Here is a 15,180-nt window from a genome sequence, read left to right as displayed (position 1 = left end):
GGATGCCGGGTCAGACAGTCCGCGCCCAGCTTCGGATGGCAAGGTGGTCGCATGAGTCAGCGAGTCAAGGGTGTGATTGCCCGCGCCAAGGGGGCGCCGGTCGAGGTCACCACGATCGTCGTGCCGGATCCCGGTCCGGGCGAGGCGGTCGTACGGGTGCAAGCGTGTGGGGTCTGTCATACCGACCTGCACTACCGCGAGGGCGGGATCAACGACGACTTCCCCTTCCTGCTCGGTCACGAGGCCGCTGGGATCGTTGAGTCGGTGGGCGAGGGTGTCACGGACGTGGCTCCCGGCGATTTCGTCGTGCTGAACTGGCGTGCCGTGTGCGGTGACTGCCGGGCCTGCCGCAAGGGCAAGCCGTGGTACTGCTTCAACACGCACAACGCGACGCAGAAGATGACGCTGGAGGACGGCACCGAGCTGAGCCCGGCGCTCGGCATCGGCGCGTTCGTGGAGAAGACGCTGGTGCACGCGGGGCAGTGCACCAAGGTCGACCCGGAGGCCCGGCCCGCCGCTGTCGGCCTGCTCGGCTGCGGTGTCATGGCCGGCATCGGCGCGGCGATCAACACCGGCGGCGTCACGCGCGGTGACTCGGTCGCCGTCATCGGCTGCGGCGGCGTGGGCGACGGCGCGGTGGCGGGGGCGGCCCTCGCGGGCGCCACGAAGATCATCGCGATCGACACGGACGACCGGAAGCTCGAGTGGGCGCGCAAGTTCGGCGCGACGCACACGATCAACGCCAAGGGCAAGGATGTCGTCGCCGAGGTGCAGGCCCTCACCGACGGCAACGGCGCGGACGTCGTGGTCGAGGCGGTCGGGCGCCCGGAGACGTACAAGCAGGCGTTCTATGCCCGTGATCTGGCCGGCACAGTGGTCCTGGTGGGCGTGCCCACCCCGGAGATGACGATCGAGCTGCCGCTGCTCGACGTCTTCGGGCGCGGCGGGGCGCTGAAGAGCAGCTGGTACGGCGACTGCCTGCCGACGCGCGACTTCCCGATGCTGACCGAGCTCTACAAGCAGGGCCAGCTGGACCTGGACGCGTTCGTGACCGAGGAGATCCGGCTCGACCAGGTCGAGGAGGCGTTCGGCAAGATGCACACCGGCGACGTGCTCCGCAGCGTGGTGATCTTCGAGTGAGCGCGCGGATCGACCACGCCGTCACGAGCGGCACGTTCTCGCTCGACGGGCAGACCTTCGACGTCGACAACAACGTCTGGGTGGTCGGGGACGAGAACGAGGTCGTCGTCATCGACGCCCCTCATTCCGTACCGGAAATCCTGCGGGTGGTGAACGGCCGCGAGGTCGTCGCGATCGTCCTCACGCACGCGCATGACGATCATGTCCGGGTGGCGCCGGAGCTGGCCGTGCAGACCGGCGCGCCGCTGCTGCTGCACCCGGCCGAGGAGCCGCTGTGGCAGCTGACTCACCCGGGTGTGCCCATGCCGCAGGCGCTGACGGACGGGCAGGAGATCGCCGTGGCGGGCATCACGCTCAAGGTGCTGCACACGCCGGGTCACAGCCCGGGGGCCATCTGCCTGTACGCCCCCGCGCTGAACAGCGTCTTCACCGGCGACACCCTCTTCCAAGGCGGGCCGGGGGCGACCGGGCGGTCCTACAGCGACCGGCCCACGATCGAGCGGTCGATCAAGGACCGGCTGCTGGCCCTGCCCCCGGACACCGTGGTGCACACGGGGCACGGCGCCGACACGACGATCGGCGCCGAGCAGTTCTGATCTTCCCCGGGCCGGAAAGGGCCCGGGGAAACATCAGGCAGCCCGGGCGTACGCCGGAACCGACCGGTCCGCGAGCAGATCGAGCGAGAGCGCGGCGGTCCAGCTGAAGGTCGGCGCCCCGATTCCCTCCCCGGTCGTGGGGTGGAAATACTCGAAGTGACCCGACCGGTGAATGAGCCGGATCATCGCCGTGCGCAGATCCTCGGCCTCGTCGCGATAACCGTGCACCAGCATGCCCCGGCGCAGCAGCCAGTTGACGTTGATCCAGATCGGCCCGCGCCAATACCGCAACGTGTCGAAATCCGGCGCGGTGCGGTCGTAGCTCGGCACCGGCAACCCCGTCGTCCCGGGCAGCCCGAAACGCTCCGAGGCGGCCTCCGCCATGACGGCGGCCGCCTGGTGGTCGGGGAGTCCGGGCAGGAGCAGCGGCACCAGGCCGCTGACGGTCCGGGCCGGGCTCAGGACGCCCGTACGCACATTCCGCGCGCGAAAAGTCCGCGTCTGCTCGTCCCACAGGTGGCGCGAGATCGCGCCCGTGATCCGCGCCGCGCGCTCGAGGTGCGGGTCGGGATCGGCGCCCACGACCCCGGCGATGTGCACGAGAGCCAGCTCGGCCGCCGCCAGGATCGCGTTGAACGACGGGCACTCGACCACGAAGCCGTGCCGCCGGGCCAGCTCGTGATCGGAGTAGTCGCCCGCCCGGTAGTTCAGCACCAGGCCCAGGTAGCGGGCGTAGTCGGCGTCCGTCGGGCGGTGGGCGGCGTCGGCGACCTCGAGGTCCCGGCGTCGAAAACGGTCGAGCAGACCCATGTCGGCGGGGACGTCGGCCAGCGCGAAGTCCCAGGACGGGCTGTTGTCCAGCCCCGACTCCCAGGGGTGCACGATGCTGGCGAGGCCGTGGCCGCCGGCGTCGCGGGGGCCGGCCAGATGGTCCTGCTGGGCGACCAGGCGCGGATAGAGCCAGGCCAGCTGCTCGCGGGCCTCGCGGGCGCACTCCACGCCGTGCGCCGTGGCCCGGCGGTAGACCTCCCACGCGGCCACCGCGTGCAGCGGCGGCTGGACCAGGCCGGTGCTGCCACGGGCGGCGCGGCCGGCGTACGCGGGAACGTCCCAGAAGGCGGGGCCGGGGAAATAGTCACCCTCGGCGGTCTGGGGGTCGAAGACGATGTGCGGCACGCGGCCGTCGGGCCACTGCGCCTCGAAGAGACTGCGGAGGTCACGCCACGCGCGGGACGGGTTCAGATAGGCGAGCCCGATGGCGATGAAGGCGGCGTCCCAGCTCCACTGGTGCGGATAGAGCCGGCGGGAGGGGACCATGTGGTCTCCGGCCCAGTTGGTGTCGAGAACGGTGGCGGCAGATTTCCAGAGATCAGCAGACATATCCGGGATCAGTGCATCAGGCGGATGGTGCATCGGGCAGTGCATCTATCTATAGCCTTTCCGCCGCGGGACCTGGCAAACACTCGAGATCGGGCCAGGGGCACCGCGCTCAAGGAATGTGGTCCGCGCCGGTGAGGTGAGCAGGCACGCACCGTCCGGACGGGTCACGCCGGACGGGCTGTTCGGCCCAGGCAGGTCAGCCTCGGAGACCGATTCTGCCGCGATCGGCCCGCGCCGGGGGAGAAAAGTGGCAATCCGCATACCCGGGTCGCGAACGATCAATCTTTGGAATCAAAGTGCCTGTCCCTGATGTCGAGCCACAGCCGGCTGCGGCGCCCGGGCAGATAGGGCGAGTCGAGCCGCTTGGCCACCACCCCGCCGAGCCCCTGGGCCCGGGCGGCGTCGAGGGCGAACTCGCCGCCGCCCGGGAAGAACGGCGGGGTCTGCCAGTTGTCGCCGGTCAGGCCCAGCCCGTCGAGCAGCTCGCGCCGCTCGGTGTAGCGGAGCAGCTCCACCGTGGTCCGGCCCTCCAGCCACAACAGGTCGTAGACGAGCAGCTGCACCGGGGTTCGCTCGGCCATCCGGCGGGCGGCGCCCGAGTCGCGCGGGGCTTTGCGCCGGTCGAGGAGCTCCGGGGCGATCCGGCCGCCGGCGAAGGTGACGATCTCCCCGTCGAGCAGGGCCTCGACCGGGGCGAGGGCCGGGCCGAGGGCGCGCAGCTCGGGGTACCACGAGGTGACGTCCACGCCGTCGGCGTCGGTGAGGCGGACGCGGCCGCCCGAGACCGCGGTCAGGGTGCGGCGGCCGGCCCAGCGGAGCTCGTACCCCCAGTCCTGGTCGTCGGCCGGCAGGCCGGACACGCGGGTGGGCAGCATGGGCGCGAGCGCGTCGGGCATGGTCTCCCATCCGGGCTCCGGCGGGTCCATCCGCCGGACCATCCAGTCCTGGCCGCCGGTCCGGAAGAACACATAGCGCCCCGACGTCCGGTCACCGTGGAACGTGACGCCTATCTCGTCGTCGCGCCACTTGTCCGCCTCGTAGCTGCCGCGGTCGTGGATGGTCATCCGCCCGCCGCCGTACTCGCCGGCCGGGATCTCGCCGCTGAACTCCAGGTATTCCAGCGGGTGGTCCTCGGTGTGCTTGGCCAGGTGGTTGTGGCCGCGGTCGCGCGGCAGCCCGCGCGGGACCGCGAAGGAGACCAGGACGCCGTCGCGCTCGAGGCGGACGTCCCAGTGCAGGCTGCGGGCGTGGTGCTGCTGGATGACGAAGCGCTTGCGGTCCGTCGGCCGCGGCCTTTCTCCGGGTACGGGCTCCGGGGTGCGCCGCGCGTTCCGCTTGCTGCGATATTCGTCCAGCCGGTCGGCCATCCGTCGATTCTCCGCCGGACTTACACGGTTGTCATTCGCTGGAACTGTCGTACCCCCGTGCCAAGGTCGTTCCATGTACGCCGAACGAGGCACCCGCCTCCCGCACGTGCTCGCCTGGCACAGCGTCGTGGAGCCGGACGCGCAGCCGTCGCGCATCCTGCCGGACGGGTGCATGGACGTCATCTGGCACGAGGGCCACGTCTTCGTGGCCGGGGCGGACACGACGGCCCAGTCCGGCGGGCCGATGGCGCCGGTGGGCAGCCGATACTTCGCCGTGCGCTTCGCGGCCGGGACGGGCCCCGGGGTGCTCGGCCTGCCCGCCGACGAGCTCACCGACCGGCAGGTCCCGCTCGATGCCCTGGTGCCGGCGGCCGAGAGCCGCCGCATCGCCGGGGCTGGGGATCCACTCGCGGCGCTGATGGCGTTCGTCACGCGGCGCTGGCAGCCGCCCGACGAGACAATGGTCACCGTCCACCGTGCGGCACGCTCGGGCCTTCCGGTCGCCGCGATCGCCGACGTGTGCGGCCTCAGCCTGCGGCAGCTGCAACGCCGGGTCACGGCCGCTTACGGTTACGGGCCCAAGACGCTGGCCCGGATCCTGCGGCTGCAGCGAGCCCTGCCGGCGGCCCGGGGCGGGCGGCCGTTCGCCGAGGTGGCCGTCGCGGCGGGCTATGCCGACCAGGCGCATCTGTCCCGTGAGGTCAAGGCGCTGGCCGGTGTGTCACTGGGCGACCTGGTCCGCGGTCCTGGTTGATCGAACAATTCGGACGACACCGGTTCATGGGTTTCCCCGCCCGGTGGCGCCGGGTAGTGTCTTGGCTCCGACGCGTATCGGCCACCCCCTCGGAGGCGTTGCTGCGATGACTCTGCGCATCCTGGTCGTAGGCGCCGGAATTAGTGGTCTCGCCGCGGCCAGGGGCCTGCGGGTCGCCGGCTTCCGCCCGCACGTGGTGGAGGAGCTGCCCGCCACGATGGTTCCCGGCGCCGGGATCTTCCTGCCCGGCAACGCCGCCCGCGCCCTGCGCATGCTCGGTCTCGACGCCCCGCTGCGCCCGCTCGGCCACCTCATCTTCCGCCAGGTCTTCCAGGACGCCGCCGGCACCGGGCTCTTCGAGCTGGACGCCGCCGCGCTGTGGGCCGGCGTCGGCGAGTCCCGGGCGCTGTCCCGGGCCGATCTCCAGCAGGTCCTGCTCACCGGGGTCGGGGGCGAGGTCCGCTACGAGACCGCCGTGCGCGACCTCGATCTCACCGGCGGGGCCGCCAAGGTGGAGTTCGGCGACGGCTCGGTCGCGGAGTACGACCTGGTCGTGGGGGCCGACGGGCGGCGCTCCATGATCCGCGACAAGGCCGGTCTGGGCGGTCCGGCGACCCCGACGGGCCAGATCGTCTACCGCAGCGTGGTGACGGGCGGCCCGGCGCTGAGCGACTGGACGGCGCTGCTCGGGGAGAGGTCCCAGTTCGTGGCCATGCCCATGGGCGGCCGCCGGCTCTATTGCTATGCCGAGGAGAGCGTCGAGCCCGGCGCCGGGAACCCGGCCGACCCCGTCGCCCGGCTCCGCGAGGTCTTCGGGGGCTTCGGCGGGTGCGTGCCCGCCGTGCTCGACGCGGTCGAGAAGGTGCAGATCGCCCGGACCGACGAGGTCGTCGTCGAGCGCTACTCGCGGGGGCCCGTGCTCCTGGTCGGTGATGCCGGACACGCCACCGCCCCGACGCTCGCGCAGGGGGCCGCCCTCGCCTTCGAGGACGCGGTGGTGCTGGGCGAGGTGCTGAAGGCGGCCGGCGGGGACGTGGCGGCGGCGCTGGATGCGTACGAAGATCGTCGCCGGGGGCGGTGTGAGCAGGTGCGGGAGCGCACACACGAGCGGGATTCGACCCGTGACGTGCCGCCCGCCGAGCGTGACCCTATGCTTCGGAGCCGGGGACAAGAGATCTTCACCGGGCACTACCGCGACCTGGTGGACGCTTTCTAGACCAGGGTGCTCTTTGGTCACCCCGCGCCCGCCGGAGGTCGGTGGGGGACTATTCTGCCTGCGAGGTACGCCTTTCACTCGGGTGTACGCAGTGGGACGAACGAGACACCGGAGGCTATCCGTGACGACCGTGGCGCCTAAGCCGGTAGTTACGCGGCCGTGGCCGGTCCGGCGACAGGTCAAGGGCTCCGCGCTCGCGCGGATCATCCGGACCACGGACGCGAAGCAGATCGGGATCATGTACATGATCACCGCCTTCGTGTTCTACATGCTGGGCGGTCTGATGGCGCTGCTCATGCGGACGGAGCTGGCCCGGCCGGGCATGCAGCTGTTGTCCCCGGAGCAGTACAACCAGCTGTTCACGATGCACGGCACGATCATGCTGCTGTTCTTCGCGACGCCGATCGTGTTCGCCTTCGCGAACTTCCTGATCCCGATCCAGATCGGCGCGCCCGACGTGTCGTTCCCTCGGCTCAACGCGTTCGCGTACTGGCTCTACCTGTTCGGCGGCACGATCACCATCAGCGGGTTCCTGACCCCCGGTGGCGCGGCTGACTTCGGCTGGTTCGCCTACACGCCGCTGAGCGACTCGCTGCACTCGCCGGGCATCGGCGGCAACATGTGGGTCGTGGGCCTGGCGCTCTCCGGCCTCGGCACCATCCTCGGTGGCGTCAACATCATCACCACGGTGATCACGCTGCGGGCGCCCGGCATGACGATGTTCCGCATGCCGATCCTCACCTGGAACATCCTGGTGACGATGCTCCTGGTGATCATGGTCTTCCCGTTCTTCGCGGCGGCCCTGTTCGCCCTGGCGGCCGACCGCGTCCTCGGCGCGCACGTCTTCGACGTGGACACCGGCGGCCCGATGCTGTGGCAGCACCTCTTCTGGTTCTTCGGGCACCCCGAGGTCTACATCGTCGCGCTGCCGTTCTTCGGCATCATCACCGAGGTCATCCCGGTCTTCAGCCGCAAGCCGGTCTTCGGCTACAAGGGCCTGGTCGGCGCGACCCTGCTGATCGCGGCCCTGTCCATGAGCGTGTGGGCGCACCACATGTTCGTGACCGGCCAGGTGCTGCTGCCGTTCTTCAGCTTCCTGAGCTTCCTCATCGCTGTCCCGACCGGCATGAAGTTCTTCGTGTGGATCGGCACGATGTGGCGCGGCCAGATCAGCTTCGAGACACCGATGCTGTTCGCGATCGGCTTCCTGGTCACGTTCCTCTTCGGTGGTCTGTCCGGCGTGCTGCTCGCGGCACCGCCGATCGACTTCCACGTCTCGGACTCGTACTTCGTCATCGCGCACTTCCACTACGTGCTCTTCGGCACGATCGTGTTCGCGGTGTTCTCGGGCATCTACTTCTGGTTCCCGAAGATGTTCGGCCGGATGCTCGACGAGCGCCTAGGCAAGATCCACTTCTGGCTCACGTTCATCGGCTTCCACGCGACGTTCCTGGTGCAGCACTGGCTCGGCGCCGAGGGCATGCCCCGCCGCTACGCGGACTACCTGCCGAGCGACGGCTTCACGTTCCTCAACACGTTCTCGACCATCGGGTCGTTCGTGCTGGGCGCCTCGACGCTGCCGTTCATCTACAACGTCTGGAAGTCCTACCGGGTCGGCCAGCTCGTCACGGTCGACGACCCGTGGGGCGCCGGCAACTCGCTGGAGTGGGCGACCTCCTCGCCGCCGCCGCTCCGCAACTTCGACAAGATGCCGCGCATCCGCTCCGAGCGGCCGGCCTTCGACGCGAAGTACCCGGAGCTCGCCGCGGGCGACCAGTCCATCGCCGGCCCGCCCGAGGGTGGTGCCCGCCCGCTGACCTCCGAGTCCGACGGCGGCGCGACCTACAAGGAAGACCTCAGCGACCGCAAGAAGTAAGCCGCGCCACAAAAGCCCGGCTCGGTCCCCGTGGGGGGCCGGGCCGGGCTTTTTTCTGTCGTACCCGGGGTGCAGACTGTCGCCCGGAGGTGAGGACCGCACATGACCTTGACGCCTTACCGGGAGACGCTCGCCCTGCGCGGCATCAAGTCGTTGCTGATCGTGGCGACGCTGGCCCGGATCCCGATCACGGCGGGCACCGTGACGCTGACCCTGCACGTCACGCTCGACCTCGGTCTGGGCTACGGCGCGGCCGGGCTCGTGGGCGCCCTCTTCACGATCGGCAGCTCGCTCGGCGCCCCGGCGATGGGCCGGATCACCGACCGGCGGGGCCTGCGGCCCGTGCTCGTGCTCACCACCGTCGCCGAGGTCACCTTCTGGACCTCGGCCCAAGCCTTGCCCTACTGGGCGCTGCTCGTGGCGGCGCTGCTCGGCGGCTTCCTGACGCTGCCCGCCTTCGCCGTCGCCCGGCAGTCGATCGCCGCGCTGGCGCCCGAGTCGCACCGGCTGCCCGCGTTCGCGCTCGACTCGATCACCACCGAGCTGTCGTTCATGTCCGGCCCGGCGCTCGGCGTGCTCATCAGCACCACGGCCGGCCCGCGCGTGGCGATGCTCGCGGTCGGCGGCGGCATCCTGCTCTCCGGCGTCGGGCTCTTCCTGCTCAACCCGCCCATCCGCGGCCACGACGAGGCGCCCGTCTCCGCCGCCGCCCGCATCCCGCGCCGCTCGTGGCTGCGGCCCCGCCTCGTCGCCGTCCTCGCGATCAGCAGCGCGGCGACCCTCGTCCTCAGCGGCACCGACGTGGCCGTCGTGGCGGTGCTGCGCGAGTCCGGGGAGGTCGCCTGGACGGGCGCGGTGCTGTCGCTGTGGGCGGTCTATTCGCTGGCGGGCGGTTTCACGTACGGGATGGTCCGCAACGGCCTGCCCCCACTCGCCCTGCTCATCCCGATGGCGGTGCTCACCATCCCGGTCGGGCTGGCCGGGGGCCACTGGTGGCTCCTCGCCCTCCTGCTCCTGCCGGCCGGCGCCCTCTGCGCACCCCTGATCACCGCCACCGCCGACGCGGTCAGCCGCCTCACCCCGGCCGGCGCCCGCGGCGAGGCCATGGGCTGGCACAACTCGTCGCTGACGGTCGGGGTGGCCCTGGGCGCGCCGCTCGCCGGCCTGGCCATGGACTCGATCGCGCCGGCGTGGGGCTTCGTCACGGTGGGCGGGATCGGCGCCCTGATCGCCGTGGCCGTCCTCCCGGTCGAGATCCGCCGCGAGGAGCGTGAGCTCGCCCCGGCCGCTCCGGCGACGACGGCTGAGCTGACCGACGCGACGCGCTAGGCGACGACGGGCTTGCCGACGGTCTCGACCGACGCGGCGCCGAATTGCTCCAGGGCCGACGCGGTTGTCGCCTGGGCCACGCCGGCGGTGAGGTCGAGGAGCACGGTGGTGGCGAAGCCCGCGGCGGCGGCGTCGAGGGCGGTGGCGCGTACGCAATGGTCGGTGGCGATGCCGACCACGTCGACCGAGGTGACGTCGTGGGCCCGCAGCCAGTCGGTCAGGGTCTGGCCCTCGGTGGTGTGGCCCTCGAAGCCGGAATAGGCCGCCGCGTACTCGCCCTTGTGGAAGACGGCCTCGACCCGGTCGACCGCGAGATCCGGGTGGAAGTCCGAGCCCGCCGAGCCGGCGACGCAATGCACGGGCCAGGTGTCGACGTAGTCCGGCTGCGAGCTGAAGTGCGCGCCCGGGTCGATGTGGTAGTCCTTCGTGGCGACGACGTGGTCCCAGCGGCCGTCCGGGGCGGCGAGCGCCGACGAGATGGCCGCGGCCACGCCCGCCCCGCCGCCGACGGCCAGCGAGCCGCCCTCGCAGAAGTCGTTCTGGACGTCGACGATGATGAGAGCCTTTGACATCACGAACTCCCGAAACTAAGCGGTAGGAACGACGGTCACGGGCACGGCGGGGTCACCGGCCGACAGCTTGAGCCCCTCCCACGGGATGGAGATCAGGCACTGCCGCAGGTGGGCGCGGGCGTCCTCGAGCGTGGGCAGGCCGGCGACCTCGCCGCCCGCGACGAACGAGTGCTGCAGGAGCCGGTCGTTGGGCTGGTGGTCCGGGACGCCCTGCGAGACCACGATCTCCTCGGTGGCCGTACCCGTGGGCTTGTGCCGGCGGACGGCGGTCTTGCGGCCGCCGACCGTGGCCTTGTTCTCCGAGCGCTTCACGACCGGGCGGCCCTCGACCTCGACGAGCTTGTAGACCAGGCCCGCCGTCGGGGCGCCGGAGCCGGTGACGACCGCGGTGCCGGCGCCGTACATGTCGACGGGCTCGGCGGCGAGGGTGGCGATCGCGTATTCGTCCATGTCGCCGGAGACCACGATCTTGGTCTCGGTCGCGCCCAGCGAGTCGAGCAGCTCGCGGGAGTGCTGGGCCAGCACCGAGAGGTCGCCCGAGTCGATGCGGACCGCGCGCAGGTCGGGGCCGGCGACCGCGATGGCGTTGCGGATGCCCTGCGCGATGTCGTAGGTGTCGACGAGCAGCGTCGTGTTCTTGCCCAGCGCCGCGACCTGCGAGGCGAAGGCCGCCGGCTCGTCGTCGTGCAGCAGCGTGAACGCGTGGGCGGACGTGCCCGTGGTCGGGATGCCGTAGCGCGCGCCGGCGGCCAGGTTCGACGTCGAGGCGAAACCGGCGAGATAGGCGGCGCGGGCGGCGGCCACGGCGGCCTCCTCGTGCGTACGCCGGGAGCCCATCTCGATGATCGGCCGGCCGCGCGCCGCCGTGACCATGCGGGCGGCGGCCGAGGCGATGGCGCTGTCGTGGTTGAGCACCGACAGGATGAGCGTCTCGAGCACCACGCACTCGGCGAAGCCGCCGGACACCGTGAGGATGGGGGAGCCGGGGAAGAACAGCTCGCCCTCGGCATAGCCGTCGATGTCGCCGGTGAAGCGGTAGCCGGCGAGCCAGGCGGCCGTGGTCTCGTCGACGATGCCCGCCTCGCGCAGGAAGGCGACCTCCTCCTCGCGGAAGCGGAAGTCGCGGATCAGCTCCATGAGCCGGCCCTGCCCGGCGACGACCCCGTAGCGCCGGCCACCGGGCAGGCGACGGGCGAACACCTCGAAGACGCTGGGCCGCGTGGCGGTCCCGTCCTTGAGGGCCGCGCTGACCATGGTCAGCTCGTACTGGTCGGTGAGCAGGGCGGGTGCGGAAGAGGTCACGCCCCCACCTTATTGCGGGAGCAGGCGTAACGCCGGGGCGAGTTCGTTCCTGCCCCCGACGCCGAGCTTGGTGTAGACCCGCTGCAAGTGGTTCTCCACGGTGCGTGGCGACAGGAACAGCCGGTCGGCGATCTCGCGACTGCGGACGCCGCCGGCTGCGAGCTCGGCGACCTGCCTTTCGCGTACGGTCAACGCGGGCTGCACCGCGGTCAGCGCGGGCGTGCGCACCAGGTCGCAGCGGGAGAGCACGTCGCCGAGAAGCGTGCCGGCGGCGAGGGCGCCGGGGTCGCGTACCGTCCGGAATCTCCGCACCGCCCCGGCCGCCGCCTCCGCCGCGAAGACCTCATAGCCCAGCCCGGCGAACTCCCGCGCGACGGCCAGGAAGTCCTCGCCCGTGACGGCGGAGGCGTGCCGGGCGAAGAGCGGCGTGGCCCGCCCGCCCACGGCACCGGCCAGCTCGCCGATCCGCGCCCGCACCGGCTCGGGGCGGCCCAGGCGCACCACGTCGTAGAGGGCGAGCAGCTCCTGCCCGAAGTAGCCGTCCGCGCGCGTCCGCTCGGCCAGCGCGAGCAGGATCTTGATCGCTTCGTCCAGGTCGCCCGCGCTGGCGTGCGCCCAGGCCCGCGCCTGCTGATGCCACGGATAGTAGAGCCCGACCGCCGCGCCCGCGGCCTTCTCGCCGATCGCGACCGACGCCAGGGCGAGCGCCGGGTCCCCGCGCAGGGCGGCGACCATGGCCCGGCCGAAATGCGCACTTCCGTCGTACGAGCGGACGGGCGCGAGCGCGGCGCACGCCTGGTCCACCGCGCGCAACGCCTCGCCGGTCCGCCCTCGGAGCCACGCGGCATGCGCTTGGAGCAGCGACACCCAGCCCGAGCCGAAGCCGAAGCCGCCCGCCTGGGCGAGGTCGGCGAACTCCGCCGCCAGGATCCGGTCGATGGCCGGCAGGTCGAGACCCACGCCGACCAGCGTGCCCAGCGCCATCTGCAGCGCGAACTGCAACGTCGGGGTGTCCCGCTGCCAGGTCGCCCGCTCCCGCTCGACCTCGTCGATCAGCTCGCGGGCGGTGTCCGGGTCGCCGCCCGCGGCCGCCAGGAACGCCAGCACGAACCGGGCCAGGGCCTGGGACGGCACCCCGGCGCCGGGCTGCTCCAGCACCTGGCCCGCGAGCTCCCGGGCCCGGGCCGGCTCGCCCAGCTGCAACCGCAGGAACGCCTCGAAGGCCCGCAGGTGCGCGGCGTCCTGCGTCGTCTCCGCGAGCGCCGTGGTCAGCAGGTTCGCCGCGCTCGCCCGGCCCAGGCCGAAGAACTCGACGGCCGCGCGGGCGGTGACCTGGCGCGCCCCGCCGCCGGCTGACTCATCGAGTACGCCCACCGCCTGCTCAGGCTCGCCGGTGAACAGCAGCGCGGTCGCCAGCAGCTCCGCGGCCGCGAAGCCGGCCCCCGCGTCCCGGGCCGCCGAGGCGAGCCGCCCCGCGAGCGCGATGTCGAACCCCGCGAACGCCTCCGTCGCCGCCTTGAGCAGGGCCTCGCCGCTCTGCGCGGTGCCCGAGTCGAGTCGCCAGACCGCCACGCGCAGCAGGTCGTTGCGCCGCTTGGAGCCGGCGTCCTCCACCAGCCCCGCGAGCTGGGCGAGCAGGCGGCGGGCCCGGGTCACCGGACACCGGCGCCGGACCACCTCGCCATAGAGGGGATGGGCCAGCTGCACCTCACGGCGCCGGTCGTCCGACACGACCCGGATCAGCTCGCGCTCCTCCGCCGTCTCCACGTCGTCCGGGTCGGCGGCGCGCATCAGCAGCTCGAGCCCGATCGGCTCACCGAACGCCACCAGCTCCAGCACCCCGCGCACCCCGGCGGACAGGCCGCCGATGCGGGCGTCGACCAGCTCGGCCAGGCTGGGCGCGAGGGCCAGGCGGCCGGTCCAGCGCTGGAAGCCGTACGCCTCCGTCAGCTCGCCGCCCGCGATCGCCGCCGCCACCAGCTCCCGCAGCAGCAGCGGGTTGCCGCCGCCGAGCCGCCCGAGCCGCTGCGCCGAGCCGGCCTCCACCGGGCCGCCGACGAGGGTGGTCAGCAGCTCCCGGGACTCCTGAGGAGTCAGAGGCGCGAGCGTGGCGTGCGCGACCAGGCCCTCGGTCCACAGTGCGGTGATCGGGGGCGGCACCGGCTCGGACGTGCGCAGGGTGGCGAGCAACGTCGCCCCCTCGCGGACCAGCAGGTGCGCGAGCGCGGCCGACGGCGGGTCGAGCAGGTGGGCGTCGTCGACGGCGAGGACGATCGGGCGGCCGTCGGCGTCCTCGGTCAGCCCGTCGACGGCCCAGCGCAGCAGCCCGGCGGGGGAGAGGCCGGCGGGCGGGTCGGCGGGCAGGATCTGGGCGAGACCGCCGAACGGCAGCCCCGACGTCGCGATGTTGGCCGAGGCGCGGCGCACCGCCCAGTTGGTCGCTTTGAGTGACGAAACGGCCTCGTGCAGCAACCGGCTCTTACCGATGCCGGCGGCCCCGCTGAGGATGAGCCCGCGCTCGTCCGGGCTCGTCGCGGCGGCGCGCAGGCGGGACAAATCGCCGGCGCGGCCGACGAAGTCCCAATGCTCCACCGGGTCAGCATATCGAGGAACATCACGTTGGGTGAACGGCCGGACGGTCAGAGTCGGAACCGCGACAGTGCAGCTCGCGCCCTTCTTCCCCGGGGGCCGGGCCGGACCGCGGCGTCGCGCGTGTGCGGGCATACACCATTTCGTTGCGGGCGTCATCGCTCGGCGGTCGGGTCTTCTGCGCGGAAGCCGTGGCACGATTGGGGGCATGGCGTTGCCTCAGGTCGCTCCCGTCGAGACGCCGCAGATCGAGGAGGTGCCGGCTGATGACCGGCCGTGGGTGACGATCGTCTGGGACGATCCCGTCAACCTGATGTCCTACGTGACGTGGGTTTTCCAGAAGCTGTTCGGCTACAGCAAGGACAAGGCCGAGGAGTTGATGCTGGACGTCCACCACAAGGGCAAGGCGGTCGTCTCGACCGGCGCGCGCGAGCGCATGGAGATGGACGCCTCTCAGCTTCACGGATACGGTCTGTGGGCGACGGTGGACCGGGCGTGAGGCGCCGGTTCCGACTTGACGAGATCGAAACCGGGCGGGTGAGCGACTGATGTTCCGGCGCAATGGCAACGTGTGCGTGGCCACCTTCGCGGTGGACGAGGTGCGGGTGTTGCGCAAGGTGGCCGGTGAGGTCGTCGGGCTGCTCATGGACGGTTTCGACCACGGCGACCCGGTCGTCGAGCGACTCTTCCCGGACATCTACCCGGACCAGCCGGACGACTCCGCCGAGTTTCGTCTCTACACCGAGGGCGACCTCAAGACCGGCAAGCTCGACCAGGCGGGCGCCATCCTCGCGGCGCTGCCGGACGACGGCCCGGGCGAGGTGCGGCTCGACGGGGAAGAGGCCGAGGCGTGGCTGCGCGCGATCAATGACGCCCGGCTCGCCATGGGCACCCGGCTCGACATCCAGGCCGCGACCGACCTGGGCGAGGAGCTCGACGACGCGGTGGCCGAGGATCCCGGGTCGAGCCGCGTGTTCCAGTTGTCGGTCTATGCGTACCTGGGCTATCTGCAGGAGTCCTTGCTGAACGCGCTCCCGGAGATCGAGCCGCGCTGACGCT

At 71.9% G+C, this 15,180-nt stretch carries 13 protein-coding genes; 8 read left to right on the top strand and 5 right to left on the bottom strand.

Annotation, left to right across the window (positions count from 1 at the left end):
• Positions 1-51 precede the first annotated feature (51 nt).
• Both RAN62_RS35730 and RAN62_RS35725 read left to right on the top strand, forming a co-directional pair.
• Positions 52-1,140: an S-(hydroxymethyl)mycothiol dehydrogenase gene (locus tag RAN62_RS35730; RefSeq protein ID WP_305789271.1), complete on the top strand. Its 1,089-nt coding sequence runs from the start codon at positions 52-54 to the stop codon at positions 1,138-1,140.
• Entirely contained in the window at positions 1,137-1,736 is a 600-nt protein-coding gene (locus RAN62_RS35725) for an MBL fold metallo-hydrolase (protein ID WP_305789270.1), read from the top strand. Before RAN62_RS35730 ends, RAN62_RS35725 begins: the two co-directional genes overlap by 4 nt.
• Before the next feature lie 33 nt (positions 1,737-1,769).
• Here RAN62_RS35725 and RAN62_RS35720 read toward each other — a convergent pair whose 3' ends face one another.
• Together RAN62_RS35720 and RAN62_RS35715 are read right to left on the bottom strand one after the other, a co-directional pair.
• Positions 1,770-3,116 carry an MGH1-like glycoside hydrolase domain-containing protein gene (locus RAN62_RS35720; protein ID WP_305789269.1) on the bottom strand — a complete coding sequence of 449 codons (1,347 nt, stop codon included), beginning with the start codon at positions 3,114-3,116 and terminating at the stop codon, positions 1,770-1,772.
• Between the two features lie 278 nt (positions 3,117-3,394).
• Positions 3,395-4,483: a DNA polymerase ligase N-terminal domain-containing protein gene (locus RAN62_RS35715; protein ID WP_305789268.1), complete on the bottom strand. Its 1,089-nt coding sequence runs from the start codon at positions 4,481-4,483 to the stop codon at positions 3,395-3,397.
• A 73-nt stretch (positions 4,484-4,556) separates the two neighbouring features.
• Here RAN62_RS35715 and RAN62_RS35710 point away from each other — a divergent pair, with 73 nt between their 5' ends.
• The 4 genes from RAN62_RS35710 (at position 4,557) to RAN62_RS35695 (ending at position 9,658) form a co-directional block, all read left to right on the top strand.
• On the top strand, positions 4,557-5,237 hold the full coding sequence (locus RAN62_RS35710; RefSeq protein WP_305789267.1) for a helix-turn-helix domain-containing protein: 681 nt from the start codon (positions 4,557-4,559) through the stop codon (positions 5,235-5,237).
• A 106-nt stretch (positions 5,238-5,343) separates the two neighbouring features.
• Positions 5,344-6,453 (top strand): FAD-dependent monooxygenase, encoded by a 1,110-nt coding sequence (locus RAN62_RS35705; RefSeq protein ID WP_305789266.1) that lies wholly within the window; start codon positions 5,344-5,346, stop codon positions 6,451-6,453.
• 121 nt (positions 6,454-6,574) lie between these two features.
• Positions 6,575-8,329 (top strand): aa3-type cytochrome oxidase subunit I, encoded by a 1,755-nt coding sequence (gene ctaD, locus RAN62_RS35700; protein WP_305789265.1) that lies wholly within the window; start codon positions 6,575-6,577, stop codon positions 8,327-8,329.
• Positions 8,330-8,431: 102 nt separating this feature from the next.
• Complete coding sequence (locus RAN62_RS35695; protein WP_305789264.1) at positions 8,432-9,658, top strand: MFS transporter; 1,227 nt, start codon at positions 8,432-8,434, stop codon at positions 9,656-9,658.
• On the opposite strand, the gene RAN62_RS35690 is transcribed toward RAN62_RS35695, so the two are convergent.
• Genes RAN62_RS35690 through RAN62_RS35680 form a run of 3 tightly spaced genes read right to left on the bottom strand, consistent with a single transcriptional unit; the run spans position 9,655 to position 14,124 of the window.
• Complete coding sequence (locus tag RAN62_RS35690; RefSeq protein WP_305789263.1) at positions 9,655-10,230, bottom strand: isochorismatase family protein; 576 nt, start codon at positions 10,228-10,230, stop codon at positions 9,655-9,657. The genes RAN62_RS35695 and RAN62_RS35690 overlap by 4 nt on opposite strands.
• A gap of 15 nt (positions 10,231-10,245) precedes the next feature.
• Complete coding sequence (locus RAN62_RS35685) at positions 10,246-11,532, bottom strand: nicotinate phosphoribosyltransferase (RefSeq protein ID WP_305789262.1); 1,287 nt, start codon at positions 11,530-11,532, stop codon at positions 10,246-10,248.
• A gap of 9 nt (positions 11,533-11,541) precedes the next feature.
• Entirely contained in the window at positions 11,542-14,124 is a 2,583-nt protein-coding gene (locus tag RAN62_RS35680; protein ID WP_305789261.1) for a LuxR C-terminal-related transcriptional regulator, read from the bottom strand.
• A 205-nt stretch (positions 14,125-14,329) separates the two neighbouring features.
• Here RAN62_RS35680 and clpS point away from each other — a divergent pair, with 205 nt between their 5' ends.
• Positions 14,330-14,620 (top strand): ATP-dependent Clp protease adapter ClpS, encoded by a 291-nt coding sequence (clpS, locus tag RAN62_RS35675; RefSeq protein WP_305789260.1) that lies wholly within the window; start codon positions 14,330-14,332, stop codon positions 14,618-14,620.
• A gap of 49 nt (positions 14,621-14,669) precedes the next feature.
• Positions 14,670-15,176 (top strand): DUF2017 domain-containing protein, encoded by a 507-nt coding sequence (locus RAN62_RS35670; RefSeq protein WP_305789259.1) that lies wholly within the window; start codon positions 14,670-14,672, stop codon positions 15,174-15,176.
• The last annotated feature ends 4 nt before the right edge of the window (positions 15,177-15,180 follow it).

The organism is Symbioplanes lichenis (assembly GCF_030709675.1).
In the GTDB taxonomy this organism is placed as follows: domain Bacteria; phylum Actinomycetota; class Actinomycetes; order Mycobacteriales; family Micromonosporaceae; genus Actinoplanes; species Actinoplanes lichenis.
Note: the sequence above shows the minus strand (reverse complement) of the source record. Positions and strands in the feature narration are given on the sequence as shown.